Annotated in this window: 15 protein-coding genes and 1 pseudogene; 9 read left to right on the top strand and 7 right to left on the bottom strand. The window is 47.6% G+C overall.

The window, feature by feature from the left end; translation table 11 throughout:
- Positions 1 to 76: 76 nt before the first annotated feature.
- Complete coding sequence (locus K331_RS0117205; protein WP_156897678.1) at positions 77 to 337, bottom strand: hypothetical protein; 261 nt, start codon at positions 335 to 337, stop codon at positions 77 to 79.
- A gap of 159 nt (positions 338 to 496) precedes the next feature.
- Here K331_RS0117205 and K331_RS0117200 point away from each other — a divergent pair, with 159 nt between their 5' ends.
- Positions 497 to 1,132 carry a YfbR-like 5'-deoxynucleotidase gene (locus K331_RS0117200; protein WP_028591261.1) on the top strand — a complete coding sequence of 212 codons (636 nt, stop codon included), beginning with the start codon at positions 497 to 499 and terminating at the stop codon, positions 1,130 to 1,132.
- A 102-nt stretch (positions 1,133 to 1,234) separates the two neighbouring features.
- Here K331_RS0117200 and K331_RS0117195 read toward each other — a convergent pair whose 3' ends face one another.
- Both K331_RS0117195 and K331_RS0117190 read right to left on the bottom strand, forming a co-directional pair.
- On the bottom strand, positions 1,235 to 2,746 hold the full coding sequence (locus K331_RS0117195) for an MDR family MFS transporter (protein ID WP_028591260.1): 1,512 nt from the start codon (positions 2,744 to 2,746) through the stop codon (positions 1,235 to 1,237).
- 287 nt (positions 2,747 to 3,033) lie between these two features.
- Positions 3,034 to 3,852: an endonuclease/exonuclease/phosphatase family protein gene (locus K331_RS0117190; protein ID WP_028591259.1), complete on the bottom strand. Its 819-nt coding sequence runs from the start codon at positions 3,850 to 3,852 to the stop codon at positions 3,034 to 3,036.
- Between the two features lie 387 nt (positions 3,853 to 4,239).
- Here K331_RS0117190 and K331_RS0117185 point away from each other — a divergent pair, with 387 nt between their 5' ends.
- Positions 4,240 to 5,988, top strand: coding sequence for a methyl-accepting chemotaxis protein (locus tag K331_RS0117185; protein WP_051289892.1), 1,749 nt, complete (start codon positions 4,240 to 4,242; stop codon positions 5,986 to 5,988).
- A 113-nt stretch (positions 5,989 to 6,101) separates the two neighbouring features.
- Here K331_RS0117185 and K331_RS32260 read toward each other — a convergent pair whose 3' ends face one another.
- Positions 6,102 to 6,272, bottom strand: a complete 171-nt coding sequence (locus K331_RS32260) for a hypothetical protein (protein WP_018884878.1) — start codon at positions 6,270 to 6,272, stop codon at positions 6,102 to 6,104.
- A 200-nt stretch (positions 6,273 to 6,472) separates the two neighbouring features.
- On the opposite strand from K331_RS32260, the gene K331_RS0117175 reads away from it, so the two are divergent.
- Positions 6,473 to 7,039 (top strand): GNAT family N-acetyltransferase, encoded by a 567-nt coding sequence (locus tag K331_RS0117175; RefSeq protein WP_028591257.1) that lies wholly within the window; start codon positions 6,473 to 6,475, stop codon positions 7,037 to 7,039.
- A gap of 94 nt (positions 7,040 to 7,133) precedes the next feature.
- Here the strand turns inward: K331_RS0117175 and K331_RS0117170 are convergent, their stop codons facing one another.
- Both K331_RS0117170 and K331_RS0117165 read right to left on the bottom strand, forming a co-directional pair.
- A complete protein-coding gene (locus tag K331_RS0117170) occupies positions 7,134 to 8,555 on the bottom strand; it encodes a sensor histidine kinase (RefSeq protein WP_028591256.1) in 1,422 nt (473 codons plus the stop codon).
- Positions 8,556 to 8,636: 81 nt separating this feature from the next.
- Complete coding sequence (locus K331_RS0117165) at positions 8,637 to 9,365, bottom strand: response regulator transcription factor (RefSeq protein WP_028591255.1); 729 nt, start codon at positions 9,363 to 9,365, stop codon at positions 8,637 to 8,639.
- Between the two features lie 172 nt (positions 9,366 to 9,537).
- On the opposite strand from K331_RS0117165, the gene K331_RS0117160 reads away from it, so the two are divergent.
- The 3 genes from K331_RS0117160 to K331_RS0117150 are packed head-to-tail and all read left to right on the top strand — an operon-like array spanning position 9,538 to position 11,953.
- On the top strand, positions 9,538 to 10,458 hold the full coding sequence (locus tag K331_RS0117160) for an ABC transporter ATP-binding protein (RefSeq protein ID WP_028591254.1): 921 nt from the start codon (positions 9,538 to 9,540) through the stop codon (positions 10,456 to 10,458).
- Positions 10,452 to 11,210 carry an ABC transporter permease gene (locus K331_RS0117155; RefSeq protein ID WP_028591253.1) on the top strand — a complete coding sequence of 253 codons (759 nt, stop codon included), beginning with the start codon at positions 10,452 to 10,454 and terminating at the stop codon, positions 11,208 to 11,210. The genes K331_RS0117160 and K331_RS0117155 overlap by 7 nt, the downstream gene beginning before the upstream one ends.
- 14 nt (positions 11,211 to 11,224) lie before the next feature.
- Complete coding sequence (locus tag K331_RS0117150) at positions 11,225 to 11,953, top strand: ABC transporter permease (protein ID WP_028591252.1); 729 nt, start codon at positions 11,225 to 11,227, stop codon at positions 11,951 to 11,953.
- 85 nt (positions 11,954 to 12,038) lie between these two features.
- On the opposite strand, the gene K331_RS29820 is transcribed toward K331_RS0117150, so the two are convergent.
- Positions 12,039 to 13,097 carry a leucine-rich repeat domain-containing protein gene (locus K331_RS29820; protein WP_051289891.1) on the bottom strand — a complete coding sequence of 353 codons (1,059 nt, stop codon included), beginning with the start codon at positions 13,095 to 13,097 and terminating at the stop codon, positions 12,039 to 12,041.
- A 313-nt stretch (positions 13,098 to 13,410) separates the two neighbouring features.
- On the opposite strand from K331_RS29820, the gene K331_RS0117140 reads away from it, so the two are divergent.
- The 3 genes and pseudogenes from K331_RS0117140 to K331_RS29810 all read left to right on the top strand — a co-directional run.
- Complete coding sequence (locus tag K331_RS0117140) at positions 13,411 to 14,517, top strand: metallophosphoesterase (RefSeq protein WP_028591251.1); 1,107 nt, start codon at positions 13,411 to 13,413, stop codon at positions 14,515 to 14,517.
- 410 nt (positions 14,518 to 14,927) lie between these two features.
- The gene (locus K331_RS29815) at positions 14,928 to 16,463 is read left to right on the top strand and encodes a pectate lyase family protein (RefSeq protein WP_036635187.1); all 1,536 of its coding nucleotides are present in this window, start codon (positions 14,928 to 14,930) and stop codon (positions 16,461 to 16,463) included.
- A 344-nt stretch (positions 16,464 to 16,807) separates the two neighbouring features.
- Positions 16,808 to 18,039, top strand: a pseudogene (locus K331_RS29810) (hypothetical protein); the annotation flags it as partial.

The following is an 18,039-nucleotide window of genomic DNA, read 5'->3' as shown; positions in this document are numbered from 1 at the left end:
CAAGCACTGCTAATCGCTCCTTATTGTACCCTACCTCAACCAAGACAACACATTCACTTCCTGCCTGAGACGTGTTCTACAGCAGGATTGGACGATAAGCCAGTGCTGTGGCTACCACCTCACTGGGTGATAAATCCTCCATGTAGATCAGATTCGATACGTCTGGCATCAATACATTGCGCTGTAACAGCTCCAAATAGTAATCCACTGCTTCCTCACCATAAGGCTCAAATTCCTGAATCCGCCTTACCAATTCTATTAATTCAACCTCTCGAATATCCGCTACCTGGACCGCAACTGCACCCATACGATAGTCCAACTCCGCACGCAAGCTCATATTTCTCCTCCATTCTCGTTTGTAAACTGTGATATGTATACAGTTGAACTGCATTTTGTGTTCTATTAAATGCTCCGTTAATGCTGCGCTAACAAAAACAGTCTAAGATAGGGTGTACCTTATCTGCAACAAAAAGAAAATTAAAGGATGGTATACCCAATGGGCATTCATACGTACTTCAGGTCCCTCAATGACTTGGAACGAATTATTCGCTGTCCTGGCAAATTCAAATTCGAGGAGCATAGCGTGTCCGCACACTCCTGGAAGGTGGTACAGTATGCGAAGACACTGGCTGACATCGAAGAGCAGCACGGGGTGAGTGTGGACTGGAAGAAGCTCTACGAGATTACCAGCAGCCACGACTATGGTGAGATTTTTATCGGGGATATCAAGACCCCTGTGAAGCATTATTCCATGGAGCTTCGTTCTCTGCTACAGCAGGTTGAAGAGGGCATGATTGAACATTTTATCGATGAGAATATTCCTGAGGAATTCAAGGCGATCTTCCGAAGACAGCTGCGAGAAGGAAAGGACAGCTCGGTAGAGGGTCGAATTCTGGAGGTAGCTGATAAGCTTGATCAGGTCTATGAAGCATTCGCGGAGCTGCAACGTGGCAACACGGAGAAGGAATTCATCGTGATGTACCGCCAAGCCATTATCAAAATCAAAAGCATTGAACTGCATTGTGTAGACTACTTTCTGGAGCATATCCTGCCCGATCTGGTACACGAGGGCATGCTGTCTCCCATTGATATCAAGCAGATTACTGAAGAAGCCCTCGCCCATCAGCCTTGACTGAGGGGCTTTTTGGCATACAAGCCTGAAGCCCCTCGTCTCCAACCCCTTATTTAACAATCCACATGTCTCGCTAACCACACCACTAATCAATGAGCTATACTACGAACCGTTACCTTCTCTGCTTCCTTCTCCACCAACACTTGCTTTACCCATAAATATTACAGCTATTGCAGCCAATGCAATAGGCACAAGAGCGAGCAGGAATACATACGTAATGGATTCGGACATAGCCTCCACGATGACGCGAAGCACCTGTGGTGGAATCTGCGCACGCACCTCAGGCTGGAACACCTGACGCAAATCTCCGAATTGCGCCATATCCGCTCCACCCTGGCCTGCAAATGCCTCCGTCATTCGCTTGGTCAGCACGCTCCCCTGAATTGTTCCGAAGATCGTAACTCCGAGCGTCATTCCGAGCGAACGCAAGAACGAATTCGTAGAATTGGCAGTTCCGCGATAGCGCGGCTCCAGTTGATGAGCAGAGGCTGTTGGGAGCAGCGAGAATGAGAAGCCCACCCCGAACCCCGTAAGAGCCATATACAACGTCAATGCACCACGCGAGGTCTCTGGCGACATGAAAGCGAGCAGGAGCATCCCAGCGAAAAAGGCTACCACTGAAATGGTCATAAGACGACGGAACGTAGTTTTCGTCTGAAATATTCCCCCGATCGAACTCCCCGCCACAGAGCCCAGCATCATTGGGGTGAGAATAAAGCCTGCATTGGTCGCCGATCCACCATACACCGCCTGCACGAACAGTGGGATATAGACCGTCAGGATAATGAAGGTCCCCCCATATAGAAATGCCAGTGCTTGAGCCGAAGCAAAGAGCGGCCGCTTGAATAACCAAAACGGGAGAATCGGGTCCGATGCCCTACGTTCAGCCAGGAAGAAGATTATAGCAAACAGTAGGAAGATAGCGAACAACCCAATGATCACGGGAGAATTCCAATCGTATGTACCGCCACCCAGTTCCAGCGCGAACATCAGACTTACAACAGCAATGACCAGTGTGATGGCACCGATCCAGTCAATCTGCTGCTTATGCTGTGAAGTTGATTCTCGATAAAAGGGGATCACCAAAGCCAATGACAGCAATCCAATCGGGACATTAACATAAAAAATCCAATGCCAACTGATCGTATCTGTAATATAGGCACCAAGCAATGGACCGAGCACACTGGACAAGCCAAATACAGCTCCAATGAGACCTGTCATCTTTCCGCGCTGCTCTGGCGGGAAAATATCGAATATAATCGTGAAGGCAATCGGCATGAGCGCACCGCCACCAATCCCCTGAATCGCCCGAAACAGACTGAGCTGTGTCATCGACTGGGCGAATCCGCACAGCACCGACCCAACAAGAAACACGATTAAGCCAAAAACAAAAAAGCGCTTGCGACCGTACATATCCGAGAGCTTGCCGAAAATTGGCATCCCAGCCATCGTGGCTACCATATAAGCCGAAGTAACCCAGATGAATTGGCTAAGTCCACCAAGATCGGCCACGATAGTACCCATGGCTGTCGCTACAATCGTATTATCCATAGCGGCCATCAGAATACCTAGCAGCAAGCTCGCTACGACCCACTTTCTATGCTGTTCAATCATTGCACACCAGCCTTTTCCTTCAATATTGACTCTATAGCATTTCAGGTATCCATTATATTGAACCCAGCCTACTATGTCACTGATTACTTATTACACCATAGTCAAGACTCATAATCCTCTTCAGGCAGTATAGACAAAATTCAATGAACTTATGAACATGACGGCAAATGAAACAACGACAAACACAACAAGGGCATAAGGCTCAAATGCATTATCATTTAAGCCTTACACCCTGGCTGCTACTCATCGCAAGCTCATCCACTTCCATCAACAACACAGCAATATTGCTACAGTTCCACGGCAACTCCGAAATGGTCAGAGACCACCTCACCACGGATTCCGTTCATGACGACTGTGGAGGACTTCGCCTTGCGCGGCTCGCGCGAGAAAATGTAATCAATGCGAAGATCCTGCGTATTGCCCTCCCAACCACCAATGGACTTTGTCACCGTAGCTCCTGCATCCTTGATCTCAGCGGCAGTATACAGGTCACACCAGCCTTTGGACATCATGTAGTCATAACCCTCACCAGAGATTTCAGCTACATTGTTAAAGTCACCCATGAGGAACATAGCGTCCCCTGTATAATTCCGTAAAATAGCCTCGACCCGATCCCATTGAGGACGGAACGGCTCTTCCTCATCATGCCACCATCCCAGATGCCCATTCACAATCCAGGTGTGGACTCCATCAATTGTCGTGCTGGCGCCGAGTATTTTGCGGGTCTTGTAATTGTTATATATCGTTATACCAGACACATGCTCACAGAAAGTCTCACCAATAGGTGTCCGACTAAGGAACGCCAATCCCTCATCATATCGGAGCTTGCCTGTGTGCACCGGAGCCCATGTCCAGTAATAATCCGCTTTGAGCTGCTGCTGTACAAGATATGCATAATTATTCGCTCTTATGGGCATAGAGGAATCGGTTACCACGAACTTCCCTAGCTGCTTCAACGGAACAACTGGCTCCGTCTTCATTTGATTGACCTCTTGGAATGCAATTACATCGAATTCATGCTCTTTAATGAAATCAGCCATGTAATTAATCTTGGCCAATTGATCCTCTTCAAGCCAGGAGTGCGTGTTCAGTGTCAATAACTTCAAGCCGTCTCACCTATCCTTTGGGTGTGAATCATCTATATTCGTATAGTACAAGTATAACACACACCCTTACAGCAGAAGCGTATATATCGGCATCTGCAAGCTCTGCAGCTACCTACCTCTTGCTGATCTGACTTCGCCCTAAGTAGGTATTCAGAAAATCCGGGTTGGAATTATATACAGTAGCTATTTCTTCAACATCATGGCATTGAGCACGTTCAGCACTACAATCATCCAATGCAAACACTTCATTATCTCCTTGTTAGCGCAATGATTTTCTTACTTATGAAAATTTTAGATTATTTCCGACATGAAACTATACAAAACTACAAATATTTGTCGATATATATTTACTGTACAGTACTGTTAATCGTCCAAGGAGTGGAGACTATGACAACCAAAGATTTATCTAAAAAAGAAGGGCAATCCAAAGTGAAATACAGTATCCGCATGAAGTTATTAACCGGTTTTATGCTGGTCGTTGTACTGCTTGCCGGAGTTAGTGTAAATTCACTCATACAAATCAATCAAATGGACGACAATTCCACCCAAATCGACGAGAAATGGATGCCTCTGGTCGCGTTGCTGGGAAATATGAATGGCGATGTCTCTGACGTGGATCGGCTGGCCGTGACGATGGCCATTCAGACGAATGCCGACGAGATCGCACAGACCGAACAAACGCTGAATGCTTTGCTGACCAGGCTTGATGAGGAAAGCAAGCAATTAGCTACTTTCCTGGAAGGAACCGATCCTGAGATTACCAAGCTTTATGAAACTTACACCACTAATTTTGAATCATACAAGTCCGAGCTACCAACATTTTTGAAATTAGCCCAAAACAATCAGAACGAGGAAGCGCTGGAGATTCACGAAAGAATATATCCAGCCTGGTACACAGCTAATGATTCCCTAGTTCAGCTAGTCGAATTAGGAGCTACCAACTCCAAGGAGATCACGACATCATCTTCAGAACTGACCAGCTTTGCTTATCAGACTATACTTATCGCTACAATTATCGTTTCCATTCTGGCAGTCGGTCTTGCCATTCTGATCTCAATAATTATTTCCAGACCGATTCAGTTGATCAATAAGGCTGCTCAAATGGTAGCCAACGGAGATCTGACCAATGAACCGATCGTATTGCGTAACCGTGATGAATTAGGGGTTCTTGCAAGCTCTTTCAACGAGATGACTAGCAACCTCAGACTCATGATTCAATCGGTCACGGATACAACTACCCAGATTACAGCCTCTTCCGAGGAGCTTCTGGCTAGTGCCGAGCAGAACTCAAGGGCTTCTCAGCAAATTACAGAGCAAGTCGAGGAAATGTCGCTGAGCGCTTCTGAACAAACGAATGTTGCTGAGCGTTCTTCCCAGGCGATGGGTGAAATGTCGATCGGAACCGATCAGATCGCTCAATTGGCGCAAAGCGTATCTGTGGCTGCTGTCGATGCCGCTACACAATCTACCAACGGAAATGAAATCATTACTCATGCTGTAGATCAAATGAGAACAATCCGGGACTCTATCACCTCTCTCAATGAGCTGGTGACTGGGCTCGGGGTACGTTCCGCCGAGATTGGTTCGATCACGGAAGTGATTAATAACATTGCAGGTCAGACCAATCTGCTTGCACTGAACGCTACAATTGAAGCGGCGAGAGCCGGAGAACATGGACGCGGCTTTGCTGTCGTCGCGAATGAAGTTCGCAAGCTGGCTGAGGAAGCTGCCACCTCATCCCAGAAGATCACATCACTCGTACAGTTAATTCAGGATGACACTCATAAGGCCGTGCAGGCTGTGCAATCGAACAGCCAGGAAGCCGAATCCGGAATACAGGTAATTAACGAAGCGGGACAAGCCTTCGGACAGATCTCTGCGGCTGTCAACAAAGTAGCCAGCGAGATTGAAGAGGTCTCTGCCAGCTCTGAGCAGATGTCCGCCAGTACTGACGAGGTCGTTCGTAATGTCGATCAGGTAGCCGAGATCGCCAAGAGCTCGGAAGAGAATGTGCACAGCATCTCGGCAGCAACCCAGCAGCAGCTGGCATCCATGGAGGAGATTACTGCCCTCGCAGGCTCTCTGTCCAGTGTCGCCGAGGAGCTGCAAATGCAGGTCAGCAAGTTCAAGCTATAAGGCTAGCTATAGGCTCAGCTATAAACAAGCTACTAACTTCAAATAGCCTTATCCCTTCATAAAGGGTTAAGGCTATTTTCATAGGGCTCGAACTCTCCCATTGCAGGACCATACTACAATTTCAGACCGTTCTCTTTATCACGAATGTAGATATCGAGCGCTCTGATTCCACGTTGAGCAAGCTGAATAAACAGAATCAGCGCGTATATGCCCAGACCTCCGAAGACAAGGGTAAAAATAATACTGATCAAGGAAATGATACCGAAACCAGCACTAACATTCATATGATCTCTCCTTTCTCTCCAAGCTTAATAGATAATACAATTATTGCCAACCCTTGATAATCATAATAAAATATGCAGGTAGAGTAGATTGATAATCTATCACAAATCGTTCTACCCAATTTTCATTCGACTTCATTATTTTTATTCGACTTCATTGTCGTTTTGCTTTGCCACATTCCCAGCTATGAGGAGACTTACTTATGTTAACTACAGACAATTTATTTTTGGGCCCGAAGCTGAAGCTAACCACTGCCCGAGCCGATGACATTCAGACCATGCTAACCTGGAATGAGGACCCGGAATATTTGCGTCATGTCGATACGGAGGCGGCTATTCCGTATTCCGAGAGACAATTGGAGGGAGAACAGGATTCCAAGGATCGTGAGGTCTATTTCCGCTTGAGAACCCGGACGGAGGATGAGCTGATAGGCTTCGTTGTTATTCACAGTATCGAATGGAACAATCGTACAGGGCAGCTCGCCATTGGGATTGGACTGTCCAAGCACCGCAATCAAGGCTATGGCACAGAAGCACTTCAGTTGATACTTAGATATGCATTTTATGAATTGAACCTTGATCGGGTAGGTTTGGACGTCATCTCGTATAATGCCAAAGCTATTCGCGCCTACGAGAAGGCTGGCTTCCAGCAGGAAGGGTGTGTACGTTCTGCCGTGTACCGGGATGGACAGCGATATGACCGCATTCTAATGGGTATGCTTAGATCCGAATGGGAAGCACAGCAGCAGACTCCAGATAAGCAGCCTTAATATAAGTACAACTAAGTCAGGAATTCCGATGCTCGACCCATGATGAATCGAATCAGAGTATCACCCACTACTATTGCCCCTGTAATAGCTTGGACTACAGATTATCCTTGTTCTCCATGCATGGGAGCATCAGTATAGCTCGAAGCCCCCCTCCTTCCTCGTTCTCCAGGACAAGTCGCCCTTGGTGAGCCTTGGCAATCTGCGCCGCCATCGGCAGCCCTAACCCATGCTCACGGTGTGCCTGCGATTTGTTATACCTGGAGAACGGGAATTGCAGCAGCCAGGGAATCCGGTGCGCTTCAATACCTTGCCCATCATCAGATACCCTGCAGCAGCACATGGTGCCTATCGCATCGGTTGCTACATCAGCACTGTTCATTATTAACACTGCAATGGTTATATGACAGCCTTCAGGATTATGGCGAACACTATTGTGAACGAGGTTGGTAACTGCCCGTAGCAGTAGCCTCTCATCCCCCAGCACCTGAATTCCTTCATTTGCTACCTCCAGGTCCACAGTATATTTCCCGTCAAGACCATTATTGATCAGCTCTGTCGCTACACGCCTTGCAATGCGAGAGAGTCGCAATGGCTGTCTATTCAAGGGCTGCATCTCGTATTCAAGCTTCGAGACCAGGTTCAGGTCCTGCACCAGCTCCCGAAGATGAACTGCCTGCTGTCTAATAATCCCTGCCTGTCTCTGCTGCTCTTGAGTCAAGGCCTCATTGTCCTCCAGATCACTGGCGTGCCCAAGAATCATGGACAGCGGTGTTCGAATATCATGAGAAATGCCTGCTATCCAGTTCGAGCGCGCCGCATCACGACTCTGTATGGCGTCCTTCTTGTGCCGCAACAGCCGGGAGACGTGATTAATCCGTTCCGCCAGATCTGCTAATATCCCTTTGGTCTCAAGACGCACCTCCCGATCCTCGGCTAGTGCCTGAATCCCTTCTGTTAGTGGACGAATCGATTGAATTAGGCGGGAGCCGATCCATAAGGAGAGCAGCACAGCGAGCAGCATGTTACCTGCAAGGATGAGTCCAAGCTTACCGAGCAGACCCTCCACCCAGCTGACGGGTAGAATGTACTGGTATTTGGCGAGACTGTGCTCGGGATAGCCTATTACGACTAGTCCACCAGGATGCTCCCAGGAGAATACGGGATATTCCTGCAAATAGCCTCGCGACCACTTGGCAACATCGGTCAATGAATAGACCCGCTGCAGATCATCCGGTAATTGATAGCTCCAGCCGACACTGCCATCCTCCAGCACCAGCATGGCCCATACATGCTGCTCAGACAGCAGCTCGCTAGCTGATGGCTCCAGTGTGTAGCCCTCAGCTCCAGGCTGTAGTTGCTCTGACACCTGTCGCACGACTGCTGCAGGTGCCAGCTCTGTACTCATTCCCTTACTGAACCATACGACAAGAACGATTCCATTGAGCAGCAGCAGTAAGATGGAGATGAGTACTGTCGAGCTTATGAAGCGTCTCAGGATCCTGACGGTGCTTTCCACTCCTGCTCCTCCCTCCTAGTCCTTGTCTGCTTGTCAGCATCATGCTCACGATTTAACCCCCTTGATTGATCCCTGTTGTAATCAACGCACATCTTCTACAGCCCCGTCCTGCACTAGCAATTTATATCCGAGGCCTCTCACGGTCAGAAGATACTGTGGACTTGAGGGAAGCGGCTCGATCTTCTCCCGAATACGGCGAATATGGACCATCAATGTATTTTCATAGCCATAATAATCGTCCCCCCACGCTGCTTGACAAAGGGCATCATTCGTTACGATTCGATTGCGCTGCTCATAGAACGCTGACAACAGCAGCAATTCCTTGGCTGTCAGTGCATATTCCTGTTGGAGCGCGCGAATTGTGCCACTCTCCAGATTGACCATTCTCTCTCCCAATTGAAATACAGGACGTTGCTCCCGAACTGGCGGAGCGTAGACCCTGCGGAGAACAGCCTTCATGCGAAGCAGCAGCTCACGCGGCAAGAAGGGCTTGACAATATAATCATCGGCACCCAGACCCAGACCGAGCAAGCGGTCTTCATCCTCTCCCCTGGCTGACAGAAATAGTACCGGGACATTGGACATCTGACGAATTGCCCTGAGCAGCGAAAAGCCATCACCATCTGGAAGCATGACATCCAGAATCATCAGATCCGGCTTCACCCGCTGAACCATTTCTAAAGCAGCTGTACAGTCCTGGGCGTGATAAATTCGTGCATAACCATCCTTTCGCAGGAAGCTCTCTATCATCCTTCGGATGTTTGGCTCATCGTCCACGATTAGCAATTTTTTTTGCTGTAATTCATTCATATAATGATCACCTATATTACATCATACCGATTTTCTGTGGTCCGTACAGCTTATAGCAGCTTCTTCGCCGACATTTAAGATTGACGTAAGGTTGTGCTCAGGCTCCTGTCAGGGCCGTCAGCTACACTTGAACCATCTTCTTAGAGACCAACAAGGACAGGAGGAAGCACCGATGAGTCTTATTGTGTCAACACGAAAGCTGACCAAGCAATACGGCCGCTCAACCGTGGTGGATCAATTGAACCTGGAGATTAGAGAAGGTGAGATTTACGGATTTTTGGGACCGAACGGGGCTGGCAAATCGACGACCTTGAAAATGCTGCTCGGACTGACACGACCTACAGCAGGAGAGGTACATATTTTCGGACAGGATCTGGCCCGACAACGCCAATCCATCCTTCGCCGAATCGGTTCATTGATTGAATCCCCCTCCTATTACAGCCACCTTACTGGCCTCGAAAATATGAAGGTCGTTCAGCAGCTTCGACATGGCTCCGATCAGGAAGTGAAGGATGCGCTACAATTGGTCAGGCTGGATCGTCAGCAGCATAAAAAGGCGGGGCATTATTCACTTGGTATGAAGCAACGGTTAGCCATCGCTATGGCTCTCGTAGGCTCACCTCGCTTATTGATTCTGGACGAGCCTACGAATGGACTGGACCCGGCTGGGATGCAGGAAATGCGTGAGCTGATCCAGATTCTAGCCTCGCGCTATGGAATGACGATTCTTATATCCAGTCACTTGCTGAGCGAGATTGAACAGCTGGCGACCTCCGTGGGCATCATTCATCATGGCTCTCTTATCTTTCAAGGAAGCGTAACGGCGCTTCAGGAGCGCAGCAGACCTGATATTCTCCTACGCACCCGTAACGATGCCGCTGCGCGGAGGCTGCTACATACGTACGGACTGAATGCCCTCGCAGAGGATCAAGGGCGCGGTCTGATTCTGGGGCTACTGAGCGATGACGAGATTTGCAAGATTGTGCGCTACCTGGTCCATGCTCAGATTGATGTGCTGAGGATTGAGGAACGCAAGAAATCGCTGGAGCATATTTTCCTGGAATGGACCGGAAAGGGGCAGCCGATATGCTAATGCTGTTGAGGGTCGAATTTTTCAAGCTACGACGTCGGGGGTTTCTTCTCTTCGGCATCGGTATGCTCATCATTGAAGTAGGCTGGGCCTTCTCTGCCATTAGCATGTCTATGGCCCGGAATCCACAGGTTGATGTATGGGCGTCCCTGATTCTGCTGGTAGCCTCCATGAACAGTCTGCTCCTGCCGCTGCTCTCAGCCATCATGGCCTCCAGAATATGTGATATGGAGCACAAGGGCGATACCTGGAAGCTACTGCTAAGTGCGGCCATTCGTCCAGGGCAGCTATATGCTGCGAAATACCTCTGTCTCTGCAGCATCATGCTGGGGATATGTATACTGCAAAGCAGTGCGATGCTCCTCTATGGGTGGATGATCGACAGCTATGAGCCTGTTCCAGGTGTGCTGCTACTTCGTTTCTTCTGTGGAACCGTGCTAACCACGGCGACTGTACTCGCCCTTCAGCAATGGGTGTCCTTAATCGTCCGTAATCAAGCATGGGCTCTCTGTCTCGGCATGCTGGGCGCTTGCCTAGGGATGACTGCCGAATTATTCCCAGCGTCGGTTCGTTCTCTGTGGATCTGGTCGTATTACACCGTCCTCAGCCCGGTAAGCAGCAGCTACGTAGACGAGCAGCTGCAATTCATCATCCGGCATGTCCTGGATACTTTACCCGCAATCATTGGAATGCTGCTTGCTACAGCATTGCTATACACAGCCGGCCACATACATTTATCCAGGCAATATAAATAGGAGGCGATAGAATCATGCTACTGCGCTGTATTACCGCAGAATGGATGAAGCAGCGACGATCAGGAATATGGATACTTCTGTCGGCTCTGCCCCTTGTTAGCGTATTGATCGGCTGCGCGAATTTCATGCTGAACCAAGGTGTACTGCAGCACGAATGGTACAGTCTCTGGTCCCAGGTAGGATTGTTTTACGGTGAATTCTTCTTTCCTATACTCATTGCCATCGGGGCCTCCTATCTGGGAAGACTGGAGCACAGCAACGGAAACTGGAAGCTGCTACTAAGCTCCCCGATCCGTCCAGCGTCCATTTGGCTTGCCAAGCTGTTGATGCTTGCTCTATTCCTTGGATATGTCCAATTGCTATTCCTTATCCTGTATTATGCCGGGGGAAGATGGATCGGACTTCCACCCGGGATGCCCGCTGAATGGCCCAGCTGGATATTCCGGGGATGGGTGGCAGGAATGGCTATCGGAAGTATGCAGTTGGCGTTATCTGTGCGTATTCGCAGCTTTGCTGTGCCCATAGGTATTGGGCTATCTGCATGCATTATAGGCTTGGGCTTGTATGTGCTCAAGCTAGGGCTGTTATTTCCCCACTCCCTGCTTACGATTGGGATGGGAGCGTTGAATCAGGAAGCATTAGCCACCGGCACTATGCTAGGATTTTACGTCATGTGCATTCTCTACATTGCTGCTCTAAGTGCCTTGGCGATTCGACGCTTGGAACGGGGGGATGCAGGCTGAACGATTCTTTCCTGCCTTGAAGCTGACGCTACGTCCTGCGTCCCTATAAATGAAGCAACAGCTACTTGGTCTCATAGGGACGGTATTAATCGCCGATCCCAAAAGGATTAGTCGAAATGGATACATACTCCAGCGATTTCATCCGCTGTAGGAAGTTGGGCTTCTTATCCATCAAGCTATTGGCAATAGTCAGAGACTTCAGATTCTGCAATCTCTCCAGCTCTGGTGGCAGCTCATGAATGCCGCTATAGGCGATGTCCAGATATTCCAATCTGCTAAGCTCTCCAATCTCGGCAGGAAGACTTCGTAATGGCAGCTCCTCCTTCGGTCTGGGACGCCAGCCCGGAGTAGGGCGATCCGAGCTGCCGCCATAGATTCTGAGTTCCCTCAATTGCTTCAGTTTGCGTATCTCCTTCGGAATCTCGACCAGCTCGGCAGACATAATACTAAGACTCTCCAGGCCTGTCAGTTCAAATAAGGCCGGGGGCAGCCTGTCGAGATCCTGTTCGAACACAGACAGATGCTTCAACTGCTGCAGCTCACAAATACGGACTGGCAGCTCGGTAAGCTCGTACCCCTGGATCTCCAGCCAGTCTGTCTGGTGCCGGATGGCATCGTCCAGGTAGCGATCGAACTCCTTATGTTCTGGTAGCTTCAGGAACAGGCCCTGTATCCGGGACATAAGTTCTCTTCTCTCGCTATACTCTACATTCAGAACTCCCATTCGTTCATGGGCAACCGAGCCCAGGAAGAGCGTACCATCCTCGTTCAGAAAGGTCAGATCCTCTGGAAGCGGCGAGCACCAATCATAGAGCCCGTGCACCGCTTCTGCCAGTATTTGACCTGAAGCCTCACAGCAACGATAGTAATAGAATTCTCCTGCTCCACTCATACCATGGTCCAATAGGGATTCCACTTCCCCATTTTCAATAGCTGACATTACCTCCTCGTGTGTAACCCGCCGCACGTCCAATAGATAGGGCTGAAGCCTGTCCAGTAGTTCTGGGGGCGGGGGCTGTATATGATGATAATCATCTCCGCAAAAGGTTGAATATCCACCCACTCCTAGCATGAACTGTGACGTACGCTGGATGGCATATTTAATAAGCTCCTTATAGGCATTTCCCTTCGGATCGGTATACATATTAATAAGATCCCTCCAAAATAAATTGAATTAGCTCGCACTATAGATTCCTTATTATGCCACAATTCCAAATGATGCCCTAGTTCAAAATGCAGCATATTCGCCTCCCTCCTTCCTGTATCTAGCATAGTTACGACTAATTTTTATTTTGGTGCTTCTAGCAGTTATACTATGAATATAGACACGAATCTGGCAGGAGGCTAAAGAGAGTTGATGAGGTCGGAATAAATAAATAGATTATTTGTACATCTACTACACAATACATGAAAAACAGCTTGTCTTGAGGGCAAGTGCATGGAGGTCTGTCACATACATGTTCGCATTTATCGGAATTGCTATGCTGTTAGTCTACGCTTTATTAGTATTTTACATAGGCTGGAGCGGCTGGAGCTGGATGAAGCCTGTCGTATCTGCCAGATTCAGAATCCTGTACATCATTTGCATTATCTTTCTCTCCTCAGCCTTCATTCTGGGCAGACTGTTTGGTAACGCTGCATTCCTGAGCGTGATTGGCTCCTACTGGATGGCGGCCTTCTCTCTGCTGATTATACTCCTTCCCATCGTGCATCTGAGCCTCTGGCTGATCCGTCTAACCCGCCTACGCCATCATGAGCTGCACAAGTGGGCAGGTGCCGCTACTTTAGTTATCTTCCTTGGACTTATGGGTTATGGCTCCTTCAATGCATACAGTCCTGTCGTCCGTAATTATGAAATACAGCTGGATAAACCTGCGGGCGACCTGGATGATCTCAATATTGTCATGGTGTCGGACATGCACTATGGTGGTCTATCCGGAGCTGCACATGCTCGCAAAATGGTCGAGGAGATTCAAGCACTCCAGCCTGACCTTGTCCTTTATGCAGGAGATATTATAGATGACGACCTAAGCGCGTATTTGAATAAAGGCATTGACAAGATTATGGCAGAGGTGAAGGCACCTCTTGGCGTATATGCTGTATTGGGCAACCACGACAAGGATAAGAACTCTACGCAGGAGCTGATCGAATCACTAGAGGAAAGTCACATTCAGGTGCTGCACGACAAGTCCATACAGATCGGGAATAATCTGACGCTGATCGGGCGCAAGGATCGTACCGAAGATGATCGAGCAGAGCTGTCTGAGCTGATCGATGGCGTGGATCTCACTCAGCCTGTGCTGTTAATGGACCATCAGCCCTATGACCTGGATATTGCTGGGCAGCAAGGGGTTGACGTCATGCTCTCTGGTCACACGCACCGCGGACAGATCGCTCCATTTCATCTCATCACTGGGGCAATATATGAGAATGACTGGGGATATTTGCAGAAAAATTCTTTTCACTCCATTGTCTCTTCTGGCTACGGCTTCTGGGGACCCCCAATTCGGACAGGGAGCAGGTCAGAGCTTGTGCAGCTTCAGCTGAGCTTTAGGCAGCCTTGAACATACACAGCTATAACTTGATTCGCAGTCCCTCTCCATCGTATTTTGGTCTAAGAACACGACCACACTTACAATTTCAAAAGCCGATGCACTCTTAAGTTCAAGATGCAACGGTTTTTTTTGTTGCCTGCTACTTTAGTTACAATCCTTTTCTGCATACTCATGAAAACGAAAGAAGGATTATGCGCCGCTAATTCCTGAGCACACTTCCTTTCATCAGTTAAGGTTGATCATCCTTTTTGATTAATTCATGCATGAAATCATATTTTCCTCATTCATCATGCCCAACCACAAACTGCATACTGCCCGTTTTATAACCCAAAAACTTGAAACTTTAGCACTATAAATATTACAAAAAAACAATCCGATACATAATTTGTGAAAATAATACACTTTGTGGAGGTAAAGAAATGATTTGGAGTAACAAAATTAAAAAGCTGGCTTGTGCAGCTACTACACTTGCTTTGGTACTGTCACTTGGCAGCACTAGCTTGACCAACGCATCGGAGCTTGAGGTGGAGACTGTGAACACAGACCAATTCTCCAGTTCCGTCATTGATGCAACCTACGGAGAGATTCCTGCCCTGACGGAGGACATGTTGCTTACTTCCCTGGCTGCTGTCAGCAGCAATGAATATGGAGTAGCCGGATTCGCAGCGGGCACCACTGGTGGAGGTGTCATTGCCGAGAGCAATTCCAAATACATCAAAGTATACAATGCAACGGATCTGGCTAAAGCACTTAAGAAAGGTTCAGGATATAAAGTTGTCGAGATCATGAATGATCTCGATCTGGGATGGAATGAGATTCCTTCTGCTGCCAAGAATAACCCTTTTGCCCAATACGCCACTCCGCTCACACATCCTGTGCTGAAGAAGACCGGTGTAAGCAAAATCAGCATTGACGGATTTAATGGATTGACCATCTTCTCCTCCAATGGAGCCAAGATCAAGCATGCGGGCTTCACGTTGAAGCGGAGCCAGAACGTAATTATCCGCAATCTGGAGTTCGACGAGCTGTGGGAGTGGGATGAAGCAACCAAAGGCGACTATGACCGCAACGATTGGGACTATATCAACATTGAGGAAAGCCATAAAATCTGGATCGATCACTGTAGCTTTAATAAGGTATACGATGGACTAGTCGATGTAAAGAAGGGCAGCACAGGTGTAACGATCTCCTGGTCCGCCTTCCTCGGGGATAATGGGAACTCGAATAGCTGGGTGAACCAACAAATCAAAGAACTGGAGGCCAACCGCTCCAAATATCCGATGTACAACCTGCTTAGATCCCAAGGTCTGAGCACGAAGGATATTGCTGCAGTTGCTGCCAGCCAAAAGAAAGGCCATCTGATTGGTGCTAATGAGTTCGCAAGCGACAACAAGGATCTACAAGTGACGCTACACCATAACTACTACAAGGATGTTCAGGATCGCATGCCTCGCCTGCGCGGTGGCAACGTTCACGCCTACAATATCGTGATGGATAACGGCAATGCATGGCAAGCCAAAAAACTGATTACCTCGAAGATTAATAAGACTCTTGCCGATAAAGGCTTCCACTTCGGTGTAACGAGCAACGGCGCAATCTCTACTGAAGGTGGCTCTGTGCTCGTAGAGAAATCCGTCATTAATGATGTCTCATCACCTGTGCGAAACAATCAGAAGGATGCCAAGAAGAGCAACTACACGGGTAAAATTCAGGTACTAGATACCATCTACACCATGGATGGTGTTACCTTCCGCGGAGGCAGTGAAGATTCTAAGAGTCCGCTCTCTCCAGAGCCAGCAAATGCCATCAAATTTTCTTGGACAGGCTTCAGCAAGCTGCCTTACAGCTATACACCTGACGATCCTTCCAAGCTGAAATCCCGATTGATCAGCTCCAGCGGTGCTGGTGCAGGCAAGCTGAACTGGAAAGGATCGCAGTGGTTAGGAACTAAATAATTGTTGCTGATCTTTGCGTTGTTGCTACCTATGTATAAGCACCTTCACACTTTACCCGGACACAAGTTGGACGAACCTCTCACCTAGGCCATCCAAATCCGGGCGTTGTTAGCCCGGATTTGCTTTATCTTCTTTATGTCCTGATTTCTTTCTAGCATCGTTCTTGGATCAAGTATGTATTAGTTTCCTCATATGTCTTGTTTGTCATGGTCCTGTCAAAAAATAATTCAGTTCGTTATTAAATAAGGAAAATATACACTTGTATCTTATTATTTTTCATGACAGAATAAGGGTATTAAAATTATGATAACAACCATTTACTAAGTCAAAGGAGAATCAGAATTATGAAGAACCATTTATACAGGACGTCTGCAGCCGCACTTATATTGGCCGCGCTAACGAACACCTCTAGTCTAGACCAGGCTCAAGCAGCCTCGGTAGCTCCCATCTCGATCAATGGATCTACTATCTCACAAGAATCCAATAAAGCTATCTTACCAAGCGGTGAAAAAGATATTCCCTCAATCAAATCTGAAAGTGTCAGAAAAGATAAGCTTATTTACGACGGATCTGGGAATGTACTAGAAGATATTAAAAAGAGTGTTAATGCAAATGTAGAAAGCAATCTCTTAGGCATTGCACAAAATTTTCATATTTTTGCTAATGAAGCTTCCCTATTAACACATACAAACGGTAACGTAGCTATTAAAGATCTGAAGAATGGTAACTCCAACTTCGGAACAAATATCCGGGGCAATTCTGAATGGGATAGTATAATGGATATCAGCTATATTCAAAACTTCTCAAGTAACATTAGTCCATCTTCCATCGTATCAGCCCGTCCAAACAAATTCGTAGTTGGAAGCACAGCGGAATTAAGCCTGATGGACAATAACAATGCTATCGGCTTAAATGGAATGAAATTAGATCATGCAACGAATGCTTATCAGGATAAAAACTCATCATACATTGACTTTGAAAGTGAATTCTTCAAATTAGCCGGCATCTCAAGAAGCCTGGCTGAAGATGTGAATGCTAGACAGGCTGTATTAAATAAATACGGGGACAGTTACACACTGGATCTTTCTAATGTGATCGCACAAAACAATAATATTATCTTAAATGTTAGTGCAGCTGAATTGTCAGGAAACGCAGGAGATTTGAGAATCATTGGCTTGAAGCCAGGAACTATTATAATCATCAACTTGGATCTGAAAGGTTATACCGAATACAATTTCGCTAAGAAAGTGATTTTAAGCTATGAGGGCGTTGGCGATCGTTACAACCACGCTGCAGTTGATTTTTCAGATGCCAATTTGCTGTGGAATTTCACAGATTCAACGAATGAATCAGGCTACACAGGTAAAATCCACCTTCATAGAGAATTTCAAGGTACAATCCTAGCTACGGGGGCGACATTAAGCGGCTCGTCCAACATTGATGGCTCCATTATTGTTGATAAATTTATGGGGTCAGGTGCGACTCACCGTTGGGATTTCCAAGGTACAAATACATCATCGACTGTCCCAGGAAACGATGGAGACCCTTCTACTCCAGGTGATAACGAGAACCCTTC

It is taken from the genome of Paenibacillus massiliensis subsp. panacisoli DSM 21345 (genome assembly GCF_000426545.1).
Lineage (GTDB): Bacteria > Bacillota > Bacilli > Paenibacillales > Paenibacillaceae > Paenibacillus > Paenibacillus panacisoli.
The sequence above is the reverse complement of the archived record's forward strand: the minus strand, read 5'-3'. Positions and strand labels throughout refer to the sequence as shown.

Excerpts from the sequence above, each read along its gene's own strand:
- K331_RS0117175 (WP_028591257.1), top strand. The coding sequence starts at position 6,473 with ATGTTAACTACAGACAATTTATTTTTGGGCCCGAAGCTGAAGCTAACC.
- K331_RS0117165 (WP_028591255.1), bottom strand. The coding sequence starts at position 9,365 with ATGAATGAATTACAGCAAAAAAAATTGCTAATCGTGGACGATGAGCCA.
- K331_RS0117185 (WP_051289892.1), top strand. The coding sequence starts at position 4,240 with ATGACAACCAAAGATTTATCTAAAAAAGAAGGGCAATCCAAAGTGAAA.
- K331_RS29820 (WP_051289891.1), bottom strand. The coding sequence starts at position 13,097 with ATGTATACCGATCCGAAGGGAAATGCCTATAAGGAGCTTATTAAATAT.
- K331_RS29815 (WP_036635187.1), top strand. The coding sequence starts at position 14,928 with ATGATTTGGAGTAACAAAATTAAAAAGCTGGCTTGTGCAGCTACTACA.
- K331_RS0117155 (WP_028591253.1), top strand. The coding sequence starts at position 10,452 with ATGCTAATGCTGTTGAGGGTCGAATTTTTCAAGCTACGACGTCGGGGG.
- K331_RS32260 (WP_018884878.1), bottom strand. The coding sequence starts at position 6,272 with ATGAATGTTAGTGCTGGTTTCGGTATCATTTCCTTGATCAGTATTATT.
- K331_RS0117140 (WP_028591251.1), top strand. The coding sequence starts at position 13,411 with ATGTTCGCATTTATCGGAATTGCTATGCTGTTAGTCTACGCTTTATTA.
- K331_RS0117200 (WP_028591261.1), top strand. The coding sequence starts at position 497 with ATGGGCATTCATACGTACTTCAGGTCCCTCAATGACTTGGAACGAATT.
- K331_RS0117150 (WP_028591252.1), top strand. The coding sequence starts at position 11,225 with ATGCTACTGCGCTGTATTACCGCAGAATGGATGAAGCAGCGACGATCA.
- K331_RS0117205 (WP_156897678.1), bottom strand. The coding sequence starts at position 337 with ATGAGCTTGCGTGCGGAGTTGGACTATCGTATGGGTGCAGTTGCGGTC.
- K331_RS0117160 (WP_028591254.1), top strand. The coding sequence starts at position 9,538 with ATGAGTCTTATTGTGTCAACACGAAAGCTGACCAAGCAATACGGCCGC.
- K331_RS0117195 (WP_028591260.1), bottom strand. The coding sequence starts at position 2,746 with ATGATTGAACAGCATAGAAAGTGGGTCGTAGCGAGCTTGCTGCTAGGT.